General features: G+C 62.0%; 18 protein-coding genes and 1 tRNA gene. 17 read left to right on the top strand and 2 right to left on the bottom strand.

What is annotated here, in order from left to right:
• Positions 1-77 precede the first annotated feature (77 nt).
• The 3 genes from gmd to LB526_RS16825 all read left to right on the top strand — a co-directional run bounded on the left by gmd (position 78) and on the right by LB526_RS16825 (position 2,418).
• The gene (gene gmd, locus LB526_RS16835; RefSeq protein WP_224628603.1) at positions 78-1,061 is read left to right on the top strand and encodes a GDP-mannose 4,6-dehydratase; all 984 of its coding nucleotides are present in this window, start codon (positions 78-80) and stop codon (positions 1,059-1,061) included.
• Positions 1,062-1,156: 95 nt separating this feature from the next.
• Positions 1,157-2,113: an NAD-dependent epimerase/dehydratase family protein gene (locus LB526_RS16830; RefSeq protein WP_224628601.1), complete on the top strand. Its 957-nt coding sequence runs from the start codon at positions 1,157-1,159 to the stop codon at positions 2,111-2,113.
• Between the two features lie 230 nt (positions 2,114-2,343).
• Positions 2,344-2,418, top strand: a tRNA-Gln gene (locus LB526_RS16825).
• Between the two features lie 38 nt (positions 2,419-2,456).
• Here the strand turns inward: LB526_RS16825 and LB526_RS16820 are convergent.
• Together LB526_RS16820 and LB526_RS16815 are read right to left on the bottom strand one after the other, a co-directional pair.
• Positions 2,457-3,638 carry an IS481 family transposase gene (locus LB526_RS16820; RefSeq protein WP_411967685.1) on the bottom strand — a complete coding sequence of 394 codons (1,182 nt, stop codon included), beginning with the start codon at positions 3,636-3,638 and terminating at the stop codon, positions 2,457-2,459.
• A 37-nt stretch (positions 3,639-3,675) separates the two neighbouring features.
• Positions 3,676-4,872, bottom strand: coding sequence for a recombinase family protein (locus LB526_RS16815; RefSeq protein ID WP_224628595.1), 1,197 nt, complete (start codon positions 4,870-4,872; stop codon positions 3,676-3,678).
• Between the two features lie 11 nt (positions 4,873-4,883).
• Here LB526_RS16815 and LB526_RS16810 point away from each other — a divergent pair, with 11 nt between their 5' ends.
• From LB526_RS16810 to LB526_RS16745, 14 genes are all read left to right on the top strand, one after another.
• Complete coding sequence (locus LB526_RS16810) at positions 4,884-5,141, top strand: hypothetical protein (protein WP_224628594.1); 258 nt, start codon at positions 4,884-4,886, stop codon at positions 5,139-5,141.
• 83 nt (positions 5,142-5,224) lie between these two features.
• A complete protein-coding gene (locus tag LB526_RS16805; RefSeq protein ID WP_224628593.1) occupies positions 5,225-5,890 on the top strand; it encodes an RHS repeat-associated core domain-containing protein in 666 nt (221 codons plus the stop codon).
• A gap of 474 nt (positions 5,891-6,364) precedes the next feature.
• Complete coding sequence (locus LB526_RS16800) at positions 6,365-6,667, top strand: hypothetical protein (RefSeq protein ID WP_224628592.1); 303 nt, start codon at positions 6,365-6,367, stop codon at positions 6,665-6,667.
• Between the two features lie 230 nt (positions 6,668-6,897).
• Positions 6,898-7,578, top strand: a complete 681-nt coding sequence (locus LB526_RS16795; protein WP_140846198.1) for a transposase — start codon at positions 6,898-6,900, stop codon at positions 7,576-7,578.
• Between the two features lie 56 nt (positions 7,579-7,634).
• Entirely contained in the window at positions 7,635-8,048 is a 414-nt protein-coding gene (locus tag LB526_RS16790; RefSeq protein WP_224628591.1) for a hypothetical protein, read from the top strand.
• Positions 8,049-8,294: 246 nt separating this feature from the next.
• A complete protein-coding gene (locus LB526_RS16785; protein ID WP_224628590.1) occupies positions 8,295-9,338 on the top strand; it encodes a PilN domain-containing protein in 1,044 nt (347 codons plus the stop codon).
• 4 nt (positions 9,339-9,342) lie between these two features.
• On the top strand, positions 9,343-9,942 hold the full coding sequence (gene gspM / locus LB526_RS16780; protein ID WP_224628589.1) for a type II secretion system protein GspM: 600 nt from the start codon (positions 9,343-9,345) through the stop codon (positions 9,940-9,942).
• Positions 9,939-10,493 carry a hypothetical protein gene (locus LB526_RS16775; RefSeq protein WP_140846194.1) on the top strand — a complete coding sequence of 185 codons (555 nt, stop codon included), beginning with the start codon at positions 9,939-9,941 and terminating at the stop codon, positions 10,491-10,493. Before gspM ends, LB526_RS16775 begins: the two co-directional genes overlap by 4 nt.
• Positions 10,486-11,385, top strand: coding sequence for a general secretion pathway protein GspK (locus tag LB526_RS16770; RefSeq protein WP_140846193.1), 900 nt, complete (start codon positions 10,486-10,488; stop codon positions 11,383-11,385). Before LB526_RS16775 ends, LB526_RS16770 begins: the two co-directional genes overlap by 8 nt.
• A gap of 3 nt (positions 11,386-11,388) precedes the next feature.
• Positions 11,389-13,029, top strand: a complete 1,641-nt coding sequence (locus LB526_RS16765) for a GspE/PulE family protein (RefSeq protein ID WP_224628588.1) — start codon at positions 11,389-11,391, stop codon at positions 13,027-13,029.
• Positions 13,029-14,246: a type II secretion system F family protein gene (locus LB526_RS16760; RefSeq protein WP_224628587.1), complete on the top strand. Its 1,218-nt coding sequence runs from the start codon at positions 13,029-13,031 to the stop codon at positions 14,244-14,246. The genes LB526_RS16765 and LB526_RS16760 overlap by 1 nt, the downstream gene beginning before the upstream one ends.
• Complete coding sequence (locus LB526_RS16755; protein WP_140846190.1) at positions 14,243-14,728, top strand: prepilin-type N-terminal cleavage/methylation domain-containing protein; 486 nt, start codon at positions 14,243-14,245, stop codon at positions 14,726-14,728. The genes LB526_RS16760 and LB526_RS16755 overlap by 4 nt, the downstream gene beginning before the upstream one ends.
• The gene (locus tag LB526_RS16750; RefSeq protein ID WP_140846189.1) at positions 14,725-15,084 is read left to right on the top strand and encodes a type II secretion system protein J; all 360 of its coding nucleotides are present in this window, start codon (positions 14,725-14,727) and stop codon (positions 15,082-15,084) included. Before LB526_RS16755 ends, LB526_RS16750 begins: the two co-directional genes overlap by 4 nt.
• The gene (locus LB526_RS16745; RefSeq protein ID WP_224628586.1) at positions 15,084-15,812 is read left to right on the top strand and encodes a general secretion pathway protein GspJ; all 729 of its coding nucleotides are present in this window, start codon (positions 15,084-15,086) and stop codon (positions 15,810-15,812) included. The genes LB526_RS16750 and LB526_RS16745 overlap by 1 nt, the downstream gene beginning before the upstream one ends.
• The last annotated feature ends 15 nt before the right edge of the window (positions 15,813-15,827 follow it).

The raw sequence follows: 15,827 nt of genomic DNA, 5'->3' as shown, positions 1-15,827 counted from the left end.
CGCAGGCTTGGGGCGCGGCCCGCTCTACAATAACGGGGACTTGTGCCCCACGTCTCGCTCGAGCCCTGAGAGCATCGATGACAAGAACGGCGTTGATAACCGGCATTACGGGGCAGGATGGCGCCTATCTGGCCCAGCTCCTGCTTTCGAAGGGTTACCGAGTCCACGGGCTGGCGCGGCGGTCGAGCACAGCCGACGTCAACACCATGCGCCTGAAATGGCTGGGAATCGAAAACGATGTGCGGATCGTGGACGGCAACCTGACGGACCTGTCGGGTCTTAGTCGAACCATGCGCGACGTAAGGCCAGACGAGGTCTACAACCTGGCCGCACAGTCTTTCGTCAGATCCTCGTGGCAGCAGCCGATCCTGACAGGCAACGTCACCGGTATCGGCGTCACCAATGTTCTCGAGGCACTGCGTCTCGAGATCCCCGAGGCGCGTTTCTACCAGGCGTCGTCCTCGGAGATGTACGGCCTTATCCAGGAGCCGGTGCAGTCGGAGACCACGCCTTTCCATCCCCGCTCTCCCTATGCGGTGGCGAAGGTCTATGGTCACTGGATCACCGTCAATTATCGCGAGAGCTTCGGCCTGCACGCTTCGAGCGGCATCCTGTTCAATCACGAATCGCCGCTTCGCGGCATCGAATTCGTGACACGCAAAGTCACGGACGCCGTCGCGCGCATCAAGAAGGGCCTGGCAAGGGAACTGCGCCTGGGCAACATCGACGCCAAGCGCGACTGGGGCCACTCCAGGGACTATGTCCGCGCCATGTGGCTGATGCTGCAGCAGGATCAGCCCGACGACTATGTGGTCGCCACCGGCAGGACGACGACGGTGCGCGATATGTGCAGAATCGCGTTCGAGCATGTCGGGCTGGAGATGGATAACCATCTTGTCATCGATCCCGACCTGTTCAGGCCGGCGGAAGTCGAAATCCTTCGCGGCAATCCGGCCAAGGCAAAGGCGAAGCTCGGATGGGAAGCGACGATCTCCCTGGAGGATATGATCCGCGAAATGGTGGACGCCGATCTGGCGCGCCACTCGGCTGCCAGGAATTGAAAGGAAGCTCTTGCATCAACGGGTCGATGACTTGACGCACAGTCTTCCGCCACGCATCCGCATGCGGACAATTCGTCGTGGTCCGTGAGGCCGGCATGCGCGTTTTGATAACCGGCGCCAACGGTTTCGTCGGGCCCTATGTGGGCGACGCGCTGCGCAGGATTTGCGGCCGCGAAATTGCCGTTGCCGCGACCTCCAAGGATGGTGGTCCGCATCCCGCCTTCGGCCTGGTGGAAGAACTGGACGTGACCGATCCGGCCGCCGTCCATGACGCCATTGCCCGTCACCAGCCCACCCATGTCATTCACATGGCGGCGGTCGCGGCCCTGGGTGCCGCCCAGGCCGATCCCCGCAACACATGGCGCATTCATGTGGACGGCGCGCTCAACGTGGCTCATGCCGTCCTCGACAAGGCTCCGGACTGCTGGCTGGTTCATGTCGGATCGGGCCTGGTCTATGGCGAAAGCGCCAAGACCGGACGCCCGCTCGACGAAGGCACGCTGCTTGCTCCGATCGACGACTACGCCGTGACCAAGGCCGCGGCCGACCTCGCGCTCGGCGCGCTTTCGCGCCAGGGATTGAAGTGTGTCCGAATGCGCCCCTTCAACCATACGGGCCCGGGCCAGACCGAGGCATTTGCCGTGCCGGCCTTCGCCATGCAGATCGCCCGGATCGAAGCGGGCCTTGCTCCGCCGGTGATCCGCGTCGGCAATCTCGACGCGAGGCGCGATTTCCTGGATGCGCGCGACATCGCCAACGCCTATGCGCGTGCGGTTCTGAAGAGCCGCGATCTTGCGCCGAACGCCATTTTCAACCTTGCGTCCGGCCTCTCCTGGCGGATGGGAGACGTCCTCGATCGGCTGCTGGCCCGCAGCAGCGTCAAGATCGTCACGGAGCAGGATCCGCTGCGGCTGCGGCCGAGCGATCTGCCATGCATCGTCGGCGATGCCACCCGCGCCCGGACCCTGCTCGGCTGGGCGCCCGAGCATCCCTTCGAGGACACGCTTGCTGCCGTCCTGGAGGATTGCCGCGCGCGCGTGGCCCAGGCCTAGGCAAGGATGCATCGCCTGCTTCCCTGAACGCGGAGCTGAGCCGCTCGCGGCCTGCACCGCCCGAAGCTGCCGCGCGACGCGTGCGGCTTACGATCCACCGCCGGGCGATCGGCGACAAACTGGCCGGAAATGGCGGCCCCGCGTCACTGCCGATTTAGTTGATCTCCCGGCATTGAGCTTTGCGCCGCCTCGTCCTATAAGGCCGCGCGCAGCGCGGCATGCCCGCCTGCTGGGGCGTCGCCAAGTGGTAAGGCATCGGTTTTTGGTACCGACATTCCCAGGTTCGAATCCTGGCGCCCCAGCCAAACTGGACTGGGTCCGTTCCGGACACATAGGTTACGGTTTATACCGGAGACATGGGTAACACTTTTGGCCCGAAGGGGTTGAGTGGTTCGAGCCTGAATGTCTCATCATCAAAGTACCCCAAATCATAGTCCATGAAGCTGGCAAGCCAGATATGGTCTTCGATCTGTTTGATGCCGACGGTCTGGCCGGCAAAGACGAGGCTAAGGTTGATCTTCTTGCGATTGTAGCAGATGCGACCGCAGGTGGTGACGGTGACGGCCTTATCGTGAAACGGATAGTCGAGCTCTGGCAAGCCAGTGTAGGGGCGCGTTGAGGGCGTGTAGCGCTCTGCCGGGCAGTCCATGCCGAGCGCCTGATGCGGGCGCTCTGAGTTGAACTCGTCGATGAAGTCATCGAACCTAGCCTGTTGCTGAAGGAAATTGGCGCCAGCCGGTTTGGTGGCTTCCTTCTTCAGGGTGAGGTGCATGCGCTCGTGGCGCCCATTCTGCTGTGGGCAGCCCGGCTGGATGCGCTCGATGTCGATGCCCAGGCGCAGCCACCAGACCGACAGCTTGCTGAGGTTGAAGAGCGCGTTGGGGCTGGCGAAGGGAACGCCATTGTCGGTCCTGATGGCGCGGGGCAGACCGAACTCCTTGAAAACGCTCTCGAACACGGTGAAGGCATAGGCTTCCTTGGTGGTCGACAGCGCCTCGCAGGCAATGAGATAGCGGCTGGCGAAGTCAGTGATCGTCAGCGGATAGCAATAGCGCCGATCGGTGAGCATGAACTCGCCCTTGTAGTCGGCGCACCACAGATCATTGGGTCGACAGCTGCTTGAAAGTGGCGTCCCCGTCGCCTTGCGCCGTCGCTTGCGGTGCTCGACCATACCGTGCCGGTCGAGCACCGCATGTATCGTCGAGATCGCAGGCCTGTGCACATCCGGATAGAGCCGGGCCAGCCGCTCGCGTATCTTAGGCGCACCCCAAGTCGGCTTGTCCTGCTTCAGGCGCACAATCAGCTTCTCGATTTGAAACGGAAGCTGATTGGCGTGGCGATAGGGTCGGCGTGACCGATCCGTCAGCCCCTCAAGGCCGCTATCATTGTAGCGCGCGAGGATCTTGTAGCCGGTCTTGCGCGAGATATCGAATTCCCGGCAAAGGACCGCCATCTTCTCTCCGTCCAGCAGACGGGCCACGAACTTAAGCCGCTCGTCCATGACGTTACACTCCTTCCAAGGCACCTTGCTCTCCTTGCAAAGGGCCAAAAGTGTAACCCATCTATCCAGAATGAACTGTCACCCATCTCTCGGGAAGGGCACTCCGTGTAGATGCAGCTGTCTGGTGTGCACCCATTGCTGCGCTAGCGACGACCGTTTCCGCAAGCAGATCAAACGGTTGCCTGAAGACGGCGTGAGCTTCGCCGTGGTCCCATTGGCAGTTCGACAGCACGAGATTCAAGACGCGCTTTTTCTCGTGCGCAGGCTGTTTCGCAAACAGTCGGCTGGCGTTGCGCGCCAGTTCCAGCAGCCGGATGCCGTCCTCCATATATGATTCCTCGGCGCTACCATGGCGCTCTATCTCGCGAAGCAGCCGCGTCTGTTCGGTTCGCCACTGTGCCGACATTCGGTCGTAGAAGGCGTTGTCGATGCGGCCATCGAGCTTGTCGAGATACATGGCGTGCAGCCGATCCTCGAGCCGCTTGTCCTCGACTTGGCATCGATGGATCGCCTGTTCATGCTCTCGGCGCTCGTCGGCATGGCTGGCCATGAGGGCTGCTTTTACCGATTCCAGTATCTCTTCGTCAAAATGCAACCGGTCGAGCAGGTTGGCGAACGCCTGATCGAGCACTTCCTCGCGGACGTATTTGCGGCGGCAATCACCGTATCCGCCCCGGCCTTTGTTGGTATGCCCCGTGCAGTGATAGTAGACGTATTTGCCCTTCTTGATCTCCGCCACGACGGCGCAGCCGCATTCGATGCAGCTCATCAGGCCGGTGAAGGCGAACTCGTTTCCTATCGGGTGGGCCGGGACCGAATTGCGGCCCGTCAGAACGCCCTGGACCCGCTCCCATAGCTCGATCGATACGAGCGGTTCGTGTTTGCCCTGGTGCAATTTGCCGTTCCACTGGAATAGTCCCGTATAGAGCCGGTTGCGCAGGATCATATGCACGGCGCTGACCGGAACCGGATTGCCGCTCTTGGGATAGATCAGCCCATCGCCATGGGCGGCCTTGGCCAGGGTTTTGAGTGAATACTGGCCGGTTGCGTAGCGCTCGAACAGCTGTGTGACGACTGGAGCCAGTTCAGGATGCGGCTCGATTACCTTTTTGCCATCCTTGCCCGTGGTGTTGACATAGCCCAGCGGTGCCCTAGTCGGCCAGATGCCCTGCTCCGCTTTCTCCATCTGCCCCTTGCGGGCCTCTTCCGACAGGTTGTCGATATAGTTCTTGGCCATCAAGACTTTGATGCCGTGCATGAATTTTTCAGATGAGCGCGAGTCTCGCGATAGCGTCACACCTTCCGACAGCCGGCACGCCGGCCTATGATCTTGCTTTCAGCTACCGGTGGCTGCTGACCTCTGCCACCGACACCAACGGCAACACGGTCACCTACAGCTATACCTGCCCGGCAAGCCCGACCTGCTATCCGGCGAGCATTACCTATAACGGCGCCAGCATCAGCTTCTACTACGAGACCCGTCCGGACCTGATCCTGATGGGCAATGGCCGCGACATCGCACGCTGACCTGGGACGAGGCCAACAGGCTCAAGACCGTCAGCCTCGCCTCCAACACCGTCAACCTGAGCTACGGCCCTGACGGCGCGCGGGTGAAGAAGGCCTCTGCCTTTGCCACCACGCTTTATCCCGACGCCTCGGTCGAGATCGATCCACAGACACCCGGGGCAGAGGTCTACACCCGCTATCCGCATTCGGACGTGAAGGTGGTCGGCGGCACAAAATACTTCCTGCACCGCGATCATCTGGCCTCGGTGCGAATGGTCACCGACAGCTCAGGCGCCGTCACCGAAGCCACCAACTACGCCACCTATGGCGAGCGCCTCAACACCGGCTTCCAGACCCAGAAGAGCTACATCGGCGAGCGCTTCGATCCGGAAACCGGACTGCTCTACCTCAATGCACGGTATATGGATCCGGTGCTCGGACGCTTCATCTCTCCTGACGACTGGGACACGACGCTGCCCGGCGTAGGAACGAACCGATATGCGTATGCCCAGAACGACCCAGTCAATAAGGCCGACAACAATGGCCATTCGCCTCGCTCATCGGACGACAGCGCAGCGGGATTGGTAAATAGCGCTAAGGAGGGCGGTGATTCGCGATCTGACGCGTCGTCTGACCCAAGCGCAAGCGATCAAGATGTTGCGAATTCATTCCCTGGCGCGTTTGCCGACAAGAAAGACTGCGACTGCGATAAGGTAAGTCAACTCGCCATACCTCAAGGCCCGGTTGGCGTGGGGCCCGGCTGGACTTGAACCGCTTGTAGCGGGACATAAAACTCGTGTCGACTCGCTGAAGGCTCTTGGCGAGAGGCTTGCCAAAGATCTCGGCCTAACGAAAGATGATGAAGAGGATGCCGGTAAATTTGTCTATCGCGCTTTAGCGCCTGGCGAGGATCCCCCAGTAGGGTTGTTCGCGAGGGATCGTATGGCTAACGTATTTCCCTCGAAACACGTTATGCTACGCACGAATATGCAGAGCTCTAATTGGATTTCGACTACTAAAAGCCCTGCTGTCGCGATCGGCAAATATGCAAAGGGGGATGTCTCAAATGTTGTTCGTATCGACTTGTCCAAAGTCAAGACACGGGTTGTAGACGTATCGAATGGCGAATTTCCAAAAGATGATCCTGGACGAAATTTTCCGTCGGCGAAAAATTTCGCACGAGCCGATCAAGAAGTTTTGATCGACGGTCATGTTTCCGCTCAGGCTATATCGAGGATAGGTCAATGATCAGCTCGCACGAAATCGAAAACGAGTTGTTCTCGGTTGAAGTTGGCTTTTTTGTCAAACTTCACCAGAGAGAGTTTAACGATGTTGCTGCGAACCGAGCCTTGGCGGCAGTGAGAAAAATAGAATTTGGAAAAGATCATAAAGAAAACTATAGAATTATCATGCTAATTTGGCCAATAAGTCAACTTTTTGATGTAGCAATCGGATACGGCGTCTCGGGTAATATTGAGTATTACAAGAAGTTGTTTGATGAAGAGTTGTTTAAGATTTTTGGGAGTCTTTCGGCATTAGTGGAATAATAGACCGTCGTACTATGGTCATATTTCATTTAATACTCAGATAATTAGCGTATAGATTGACTACATCGCGGATATCATTGGCACCCTTGAACGCTGCGGCAACACTGCATCAATTTTGTTGGTGCTCTCACCGATGCCGAAGGAGGGACGAAAAATTGGGAATTACGGTGACAGTGCACTAATTTTCCATCATAGTCCCGATTGAAGCCCGTCCGCCCTGGATTGAACATATGGCTCGGCTTGCCCGCATCGTCGTTCCCGGTCTGCCACACCACGTCACGCAGCGCGGCAATGGACGCGCCAAGGTGTTTTTCACACCTGAAGACTATGCGCTCTATCGGAACCTTCTGGTCGAGCATTGCCGGCCTGCCGATGTCGGCATCTGGGCATGGTGCCTGATGCCGAACCATGTGCATCTGATCCTGACGCCCACCGATGCCGATGGCCTGCGGCGCGCGCTCGCTAAGGTGCATCGCATCTATGCGGGAACCATCCATGCGCGGCAAAAGAAGACCGGGCATTTCTGGCAAGGCCGGTTCGGCGCCGTCGCGATGGACGAGGATCACCTTCTGTCGGCGGTACGATACGTCGGGCTCAATCCCGTCCGTGCGCGGCTGGTGGAGCGGGCGGTCGACTGGCCCTGGTCAAGCGCTCGGGCGCATCTGACGGGCGAACCAGACGGCGTCACGGATCTGGAGCCGATCAAGGACCGGTTGCCATCAATGGCCGGCCTGTTCGATCTTGTCGAAATGGATGCCGCGGCTTTCGACGCTTTGCGCAAAGCCGAGAGCGTCGGCAGGCCGGTGGGCAGCGACGCGTTTCTGGGCCGGATCGCCGCGCAAATCGGGAAAGCGGTGAAGCCGGGCAAGCGCGGCAGGCGACCGAAGCAAAATAGTGCACTGTCACCGTAATTCCTTAATCGCGCCGGTTTTGACGCAACGGGCAAATACGCTGAGAAGGCTTATTGTTGGATCTAGAATACTCTAAAAAGTTGCTAAGGATCCTGATTCACAACTCATCTCAAATCCTGAATGCAGGGTTTGGAGTTGATAGAGCTGAATCTTCATTCTTTGATGTGATTGACCTCCTTAGGGAGGTCCCACACCTCAGGGAAGATTTCCTTTTGATGGTGAAGGATACCCTCAAAAACCGTGATCCGTCGGGGCTGGACGAAGGAAGCGTCCCAAGAGAGCTGGTTGAACTGGCGGCTCATGAGTTACGCTGGCAAGAATTTAGAGCGCTTGCTAACGAAAGAGTTAAAAGTATTTTTGGGGGAGACGTTGCGCTGGCTCGCAGCGATATAGCCCATACTATTGCTGAAGCATATCAAGAAAGTTGGGAGGGCCGTCAATTCTATCGACGATACAATGAACACGAGTGATGGGCCTATAGAGTCCACTACAGTCTCGTTCTTGGCCGCAAGGCGCTTGGAGCAGTGCCGACTCGTTTCTTGGGCAGCCGCTCGTGCTCGCGGCGATCGCGCTTAAGCCTGAAAAGGTCTCACGAACCATAAACCTGTGACTAATTCCGCCCACCCCTTTTGTTCCACACGCGTTCCCAACACCCTCTATAAACTGCAAATGGCACGCCCGGCCGAGAATCAGCCGGGCGCGCGGGGTGGGGCGTCATGGTGACGTATAAGGCACAGCTTCTGGATGGCTTCGACTGGTGGCGTGATGAGCTTCGCGCTGTCTGGATGAGCCTTGCCCGTAAGCCAACACAGCCGAAACCTTTCGACTGCACCATCACCATGGCCGATGACGGCATCCGCGTGCTGGCGACGGGCGGGCCGGAATTCCAGTCGCCGCCGCTGCCGCTCGATGCGACCTCGGACGGAATCGCCGCACTCCTGCGCTCCGGCCGCAGGCACCCTTCCGTCGCGATCCGGATCGACAGCGCGCTTCTGCTGAAGCGGCGGCTTGGTGCGCGACGGCTGCCGGTGCGGCAGGCGCGCGACATGGCTGAGCTCGACCTGATGGGCTCGACGCCGATCGACCCGTCGCACGTCTATATCGTCTTTGCCGACGAGGCCGAAGGCGGCTCGTCCTATTTCGTCGTCAAGAAGAAAACCCTGGCGCCGGCGCTGGAAGCGATCCGGGCGGTCGGCGGCACTCTCGCCTCGCTGACCATCGCCGATGCCGAACGGATCCTGCGGCCGGACCCACTCAGCCTGGCGGCGATCTGGCCCGCCAGGGCGCGCGACCGGTTTACGCGCCGCGTCTGGCCCGCTGCCGTCGCAATCGTCCTCCTTGCCCTTGCCGCGACCTACGGCCATGCGCAGTGGCGAAGCTGGCAGGCCGGCAGCGTGCTCGACGATGAGATCGCCAGCGCCCAGGTCGAGGCCAGGAAGGCGCGGGCCTCGCTGCAGAAGCGCCAGGCCGAGCTCGAGCAGACCGAAAAGCTGCGCGCCGAGAAGAAGAACACTGTGCCTGTGGTGCGCATCCTGGCCGAGCTGACGCGGCTCTTGCCCGACAGCGCCTGGGTGAGCGATCTTTCCTCGAAGGGCGACCAGCTGACGATCACCGGCTTCGCCACCTCCGCCGCCGACCTAATCCAGCCCATCGACGCCTCGCCGCTGTTTTCCGCGCCGGAATTCTCTTCGCCGGTGACCAGGGTTCCGGGCCAGACCGGCGAGCACTTCACCATCACGGCCAAGGTGGAGGAGCCCTGAACCAATGCTGAGCGCGATCCTCAACAGCCGGCTTCTGGTCCGCCGCTCCCTGGCCCTGGCGATCGCCGCCTTCGGCGTGCTGGTGACCGGCTGGCTGATCTTTGCCGCGCTGGGCAGCGTCGCTTCGGCAAACGCCGGCATCCACCAGAAACGCGAGACGCTGGGCCAGATCGAGGCCGTGGTGGCGTTGGCCAAGACGATGGAGGCCTCCGCCCCGCCGGCCGCCGCCGGCAATGGCGAGTTCCTGTCCGGCGAGAGCGAGGCGGTCATCCGCGGCACCCTGCAGACGAGGCTGAACGCGATCGCCGCCTCGAACAAGGTGGTGGTGCTGTCGGCCGGCAACGCGCCGGCGCTTAACGAGGACGGCGTCGCCTATCTCGGCCTGCGCGCCAATGTTTCGGGCACGCTGGAAGGCGTGCACGGCCTCATGCTCGGCCTCGAGACCACGCTGCCGGTGCTGTTCGTCCGCGAAGCCACCTTGCGGGTCACCAACGTCGCCCCTTCCGAAGCGCCCAATGTCGAGCCGGAGATCTTTGCCGAAGTGCTGTTTTATGGCGCGCTGCCGCCGGGCATGGCCACGGCCGCGGCAGGGGCCGCGCCATGATCCGGCCCGTGGCAGCGCTCGGTCTCGGTCTTGCCGCCGTCGCGCTGGCGCTGACCAATGTCGTGCTCTACGAAACGCCGGTCGACATCTCGCCGACCGCGCCATCGGCGCAGCGCAACATACGCGAAGCGCAGGCCGGCGCCACGGGTCTGCCGGCCGCGGCCGATAGCACCGGTTTTGCCGAGACCTTCGCGCGCCCATTGTTCACGCCGACGCGGCGCAAATTCGTCCCCGTCGCCGAAGGGGCGCCGGCGCCTGCCCAAGTGGCCTCGGATCCCACCCCGCCGGCCCAGCCGGTAGCAAGTGCTGCGCCTCTTCCCGCGCCCGCCCTGCTCGGCATCAGCATCAATGGCGCCCGCGCCCGTGTCCTGCTCAAATCGGCAGGAGCCGATACGGCCAACTGGTATGGCAATGGCGAGACCATCGACGGCTGGACGGTGTCCGGTGTCGAGAAGGATGCGGCGATCCTGGAGCGGGGCGGAAAATCGGCCCGGATCTTGCTCTACCCGCCAGCGCCGCCGACAGTTCCCGCCGGAGGCGGCGATGGCTGATCGCTCCGCGGACAAGAATGCGGGCTTCGCGCTGGTCGCCGTGCTCGTCTTCATGCTGATCGTCTCGGCGATCGTCGCTCCCTTCGCGCTGACCGCGCGCAGCCGGCTCATGATCGCCGGCAACGAGACGGAGCAGCAGCGGCTCGCGATGGTCGCCGACGGCCTGGTCAATGTCGTGGCCGGCGAGTTGTTCGACGGCTCAGCGACGTCGAAATTGTCGCAAGATGCCCAGCCCGCGCGCTGCCATGCCGGACATTTCAGCTTCGAGCTCAGCGTCCAGGACCATCGCGGCCTGATCGATCTCAACGCCGCCAACGACAAGTTGCTGGCGCAAGGCCTTGCGTCATTCGGCTTCGATCCGCGGATGGCAGGCGAGATCGCCAAGGCCATCGTCACCTTCAGAAGCCCGCCCAATGCCTTTGCCGCCGGCACGCAGCCACGCTCCTCGCTCGGCCCAAGTCAGAACAAGTTCGCGGCCTTCGAATCCGTATCGGAACTGCAGGAATTTTCCGCGCTCGCCTCGATCCCGTTGGGCGATCTCTATGCAGTCTTCACCGTCGATCTCAAACAGGGAGCGATCGTTTTGGCCAAGGCGCCGAACAGGCTGCGCAATTTCGTCAACACGGCACCGCAGGCCGAGCAGCCGGCCGATCCGGACAGGAACGGCGGCAGCCTCTACACGGTCGAGGTCACCGCCCGGCGCGACGGCTCGGGCATTGCCGGCCAGGCCGGATTCGTGGTCGAGAGATCGGCGCTGGCCACCACGGGCTTCATCCGGATATCGCGCATGCCTGCCGCCGAAATCGACGGCCCTACCGCATTGGCGCCCACCATCAGCTGCGACGGACTTTTCGGCACGACCGTGGCGCAGATCTTGGCCCGCTGGAGCTAGACCATGAACGCCGCGCTTCAGACTTCTCGTATCGAAGCCTTCCTCGCCTTCCTGGAGAGCGAAAAAATCCTCACCGCGCACAGCGTCCAGCGCGCCCTGGGTGCGGCGAGCACATCGGGGCATCCGTTCGACACGGTGATGACCGAACTCGGCCTGATCGGCGAGCAGGAGCTTGCCAGCAGCCTCTGCCGTTTCCTCGACGTGCCGATGCTTGCCGAGTTGCCGGAGGAGCTGAGCCCGCAGATGCTGGCCAGCGTGCCGCTCTCCTATCTCAAGGAAGACGCCGTGCTGCCGCTGGAGATGGACGACCGCCAGCTGGTCGTGGCGGTGGCAGATCCTTTTTCGTCGGCGACCATCGATGCGCTGGCCTTTCACTGGGAAAGGACGCCGTCGCTGCGCGTCCTGCCGCGGCGCATGATCGGCGAGTGCATCGACCGGCTGGAGCGCTTGGCGGCGGAAGCGGTATCGCTCGAAGTCGGCAGCGCCGGGCCGGCGGATTTCGGCTCGGACGATCTCGAGCGCCTGAAGGATTTCGCGCGCGAGGCGCCGATCGTGCGCTTCGTCGCCGACACCATCCACCGCGCCGTCGATGCCAAAGCAACCGACATCCATATCGAGCCCCTCGAAGACCACGTGCGCATCCGCTTCCGCAATGACGGCATGCTGTCGGTCGTCGACACGGCACCCTCGGCGATGCTGTCCGGCGTCTCGACGCGCATCAAGATCCTGGCGCGGCTCAACATCGCCGAACGGCGGCTGCCGCAGGACGGGCGCATGCGGATTGCCGTGCGCGGGCGCGATGTCGATCTGCGCGTCTCGGTCATCCCGTCGATCCATGGCGAGGCCATCGTGCTGCGCATCCTCGACCGCGCCGGCGTCGAGCTGCGCCTGGAAAAGCTCGGCTTCGACGAAGCCGCGCAGACCAAGATCCGGCAGATGTCGCGCGCCGCCAACGGCATCGTGCTGGTCACCGGCCCGACCGGCAGCGGCAAGACCACCACGCTTTACTCGGTCCTGGCAGAATGCTCCCGGCCCGACGTCAAGGTGTTCACCGTCGAGGACCCGGTCGAATACCGGATGGCCGGCATCACGCAGCTGCAGGTCAATCCGGCCATCGACCTCGATTTCGCCACGGCGCTGCGCTCGATCCTGCGCCAGGATCCCGACATCATCCTGCTCGGCGAAATTCGCGACCGCGAGACGGCGCAGATTGCCATCCAGGCGGCGCTGACCGGCCATCTGGTGTTTTCGACCTTGCACACCAACAGCGCGGCCGGGGCGCTGACGCGCCTGCGCGACATGGGCGTCGACGGCTACCTGCTCGGCGCCACCATCCGCGGCGTCATCGCGCAGCGCCTGCTGCGGCGCGTCTGTCCGGCCTGCCAAGGCGCCGGCAACGTCGCGTCCTGCAAGAGCTGCAACGGCTCGGGTTACAGCGGGCGCACCGTGACCTACGAGATGCTGCAGGTGTCACCGCGCATCGCGGCGCTCATCGACGAGGGCGCGAGCGAGCTCGAGATCGCCAAGGCGGCGTCGGAAGCCGATCTGACGACTATGGCCGCTCACGCTGCCACACTGGTCGAACGCCAAGTCACCACACTCGAGGAAGTGCGGCGCGTCATCGACCTCGGCGGAGGCGGCTGATGCCATCATTCGCCTATCGCGCCTATCTCGCCGATGGGACCAGGGAGAACGGCGTCGTCGAGGCCCCGACCAAGCAGGGTGCCGCGCGCAAGCTCGCCCAGCAAGGCCGCCGCTCCTATCATCTGGTGCCGGCAAGCGAGGAGAAGGCGCAGATCAGGCTGCCCGGCAGGGCCAGCCTGACGCTGACGCGGCGCGTCGATCTCAGCCGGCTCTTTGCCGAGCTTTCTGTGCTGCTCAACGCCGGATTCACCATCGACCGCGCCTTGAACGCGGTCATTTCCGGCGAAGGCAATGTCGCCAGGCGTCAGCAATTGCAGGCGGTCCTGGACCTGACCACCGGCGGGCGCTCCATCGCCGACGCGTTCCTGACCCTGCCCGGCATCACGCCAGACGTCGCCGCCTTGCTTGCCAGCGGCGAGCGCAGCGGCAAGATGGCCTATATCTGCCAGCGGCTGGCCGACGCGTTCGAAGCCAGAGCGAAACGCCGGACCTCGATCATCGAAGCCCTGACTTATCCGGCCTTCCTTCTTCTGGTGATGTGTGGCGCCATGGTCGTACTGGCGACGGTATTGGTGCCCGCGTTGGAGCCGATCTTCGAGGGGTCTTCCGCCCGCAAGCCTTTCACGATGCGCATGCTCTCCTCCTTCGGCCACGTCTTCAACGACTATCCGTTCGTCTTCCCGCTCGCTGCCCTCTTGGCACTGCTCTTCTATCTCGTTCTGTCGAAGTCCCCGGCGACAAAAAGCGTCTTCTCGCGTTGGCTTCTCAAAACACCGGTGATCGGTCCGCTGGTGACCAACGCGGTGCTTGCCCGCTATCTCGAAACCTTGTCGCTGCTGCTCGGCAATGGCGTGACGATGAGCGAGGCGCTGCGCCTGGCGACCAATGTTTCGCAACAGGCATCGTTGAAAGCGAGCTTTGCGGCAGTGGAAGAGGAAGTGGCGAACGGCGCGCGGCTTCACAACGCCGTCGCCAATGCGAAGCTGTTCGACAACGCCACGCTGTCGCTAATCTCACTCGGCGATGATGCCAACGCGCTGTCCCTCGTACTCGACCGCGCCGGCAAGATGCTGCAGTCGGCGGTGACGCGTCGAATCGACACGCTGCTGAAGCTCCTGACACCGGCTATGACGATCTCGCTCGGCTTCCTTGTCGGCAGCCTGGTCGTCTCGGTGATGACGACGATCCTCAGCATCAACGACTTGGCGCTGCAATGAGAACATTTGCTGCCGTACCAAGACACAAGCGAGGCCCCGAACATCAAGGTGAAGTCGGCTTCACCTTGATCGAGCTGCTCGTCGTGCTGGCCATCATCGCCGTCGTCGCGGCAATCGCGGCACCCGGCATTGTCCAGAGATACCGGTCGGAAAGCCTCGAAAGCCTTTCCAGCGAGATCGTTGGTCGGATTCGCATGTCGCGCACGGTGGCGATCGCCACGACCAGACCGCAGCAGGTCGTCATCGATGTCGGCGACCGCACGATCCGCTTCGGCGACCAGCCGGTGCTTGGTTTGCCCGAGGACATGAAAATGAGCGTGACCACGGGTCGCGAGACGGTGACGGACCGCCAGACAGCCCTTACGTTTCTTCCTGACGGCAGTTCGTCAGGCGTGGAGATCGATCTGCAGCGTGGCGCCCAGACGGCGCATATCGAAGTGAACTGGCTGACCGGGCTTACCAGCCGGACGATAAAGCCATGACGCCCGGCAGCGAAGACGGTTTCTCGATCCTCGAAATGATCGTCGCCATGAGCATCCTTGCGCTCGTCCTTGGCATCGCCAGCCAGACAATCGTGCTCGCCAGCCGCAGCTTCGTGACGGCGCGGGAACAAGTGGAAGCAGCACGAAAGGTTCGGGAAATCATGGCGCAGTATGACTCGGATGCTGGAATCGGGGGAACGGCTGGGCTCGACGCCATTGGGCAATCCGGCTGGACGGTCAAGACTCAGCCGATTGGTGACGGCAAGGCAAAGCTCGACGCCATCATCATTGAAAAGAGCGGTGCCGGGGCGGGAACATTTCTCACCTTCATGCCCGCCAGACGGCAGGGCTCATAGTGAGCGGTTCTGTTCCTCGTGTGCCCTCCTTCTTCATCGGGGCTTCCTCCCGTCGAAGGAAGTGGCGTCACCAAAGGAAGGCGCCCGGCACGCAAACATACCCGGCCGCGAAGTGTCGATCGATCGAGGGATTCGCGCTGATCGACATACTGGTGGGGCTCGCCCTTGTAGGCGTGGTATCCGCACTGATCGTCACCTTTCTCGGGCAAGCGCGAACGATGGTGCGGATCCAGAACGCCACCCAGATGCAGATGGAGGTGGACGCCGCGACACGGTTTCTCGAAATCGCGCTCAGCAATGCCGAGGCCCTGCCCCTCATGCAGTCGACACCCGACGACGTAATCTATTTCAGCGGCGGACCCGATCGGCTGCAATTCAACGGCATCATTGCGATCGGCTTCGGCTCGTCCGCCCTCAGGCAAATCGCCATCCAGCGCACCGAAAATAACAGCCTGGCCATCATTCAGATACCGAGACGGGGCGGCGCTGCTGGTGCCGACGATACGATGGGAAACCAGAGGGTGCCCTTGATCGCTGGCGTGACCGGCCTTCATTTCGAATATCTCGACGGCGCCCAGCGATCGTGGTCGGCCGACTGGAAGCTCAACCGACGCCTTCCGGCCGCCATCCGCTTCAGGATATCCGTTGCCAAGGGCGGCGCGGCCTATTCGTCTGACGGCTTCGCGCGGTTAAACCTGGCAAGCCTACCCGCAGAGCGACATTACTGACGCGGTCGTTTCTTG

The sequence above is a fragment of the Mesorhizobium sp. CA6 genome, from assembly GCF_020165035.1.
Lineage (GTDB): Bacteria > Pseudomonadota > Alphaproteobacteria > Rhizobiales > Rhizobiaceae > Mesorhizobium.
The sequence above is the reverse complement of the archived record's forward strand: the minus strand, read 5'-3'. Positions and strand labels throughout refer to the sequence as shown.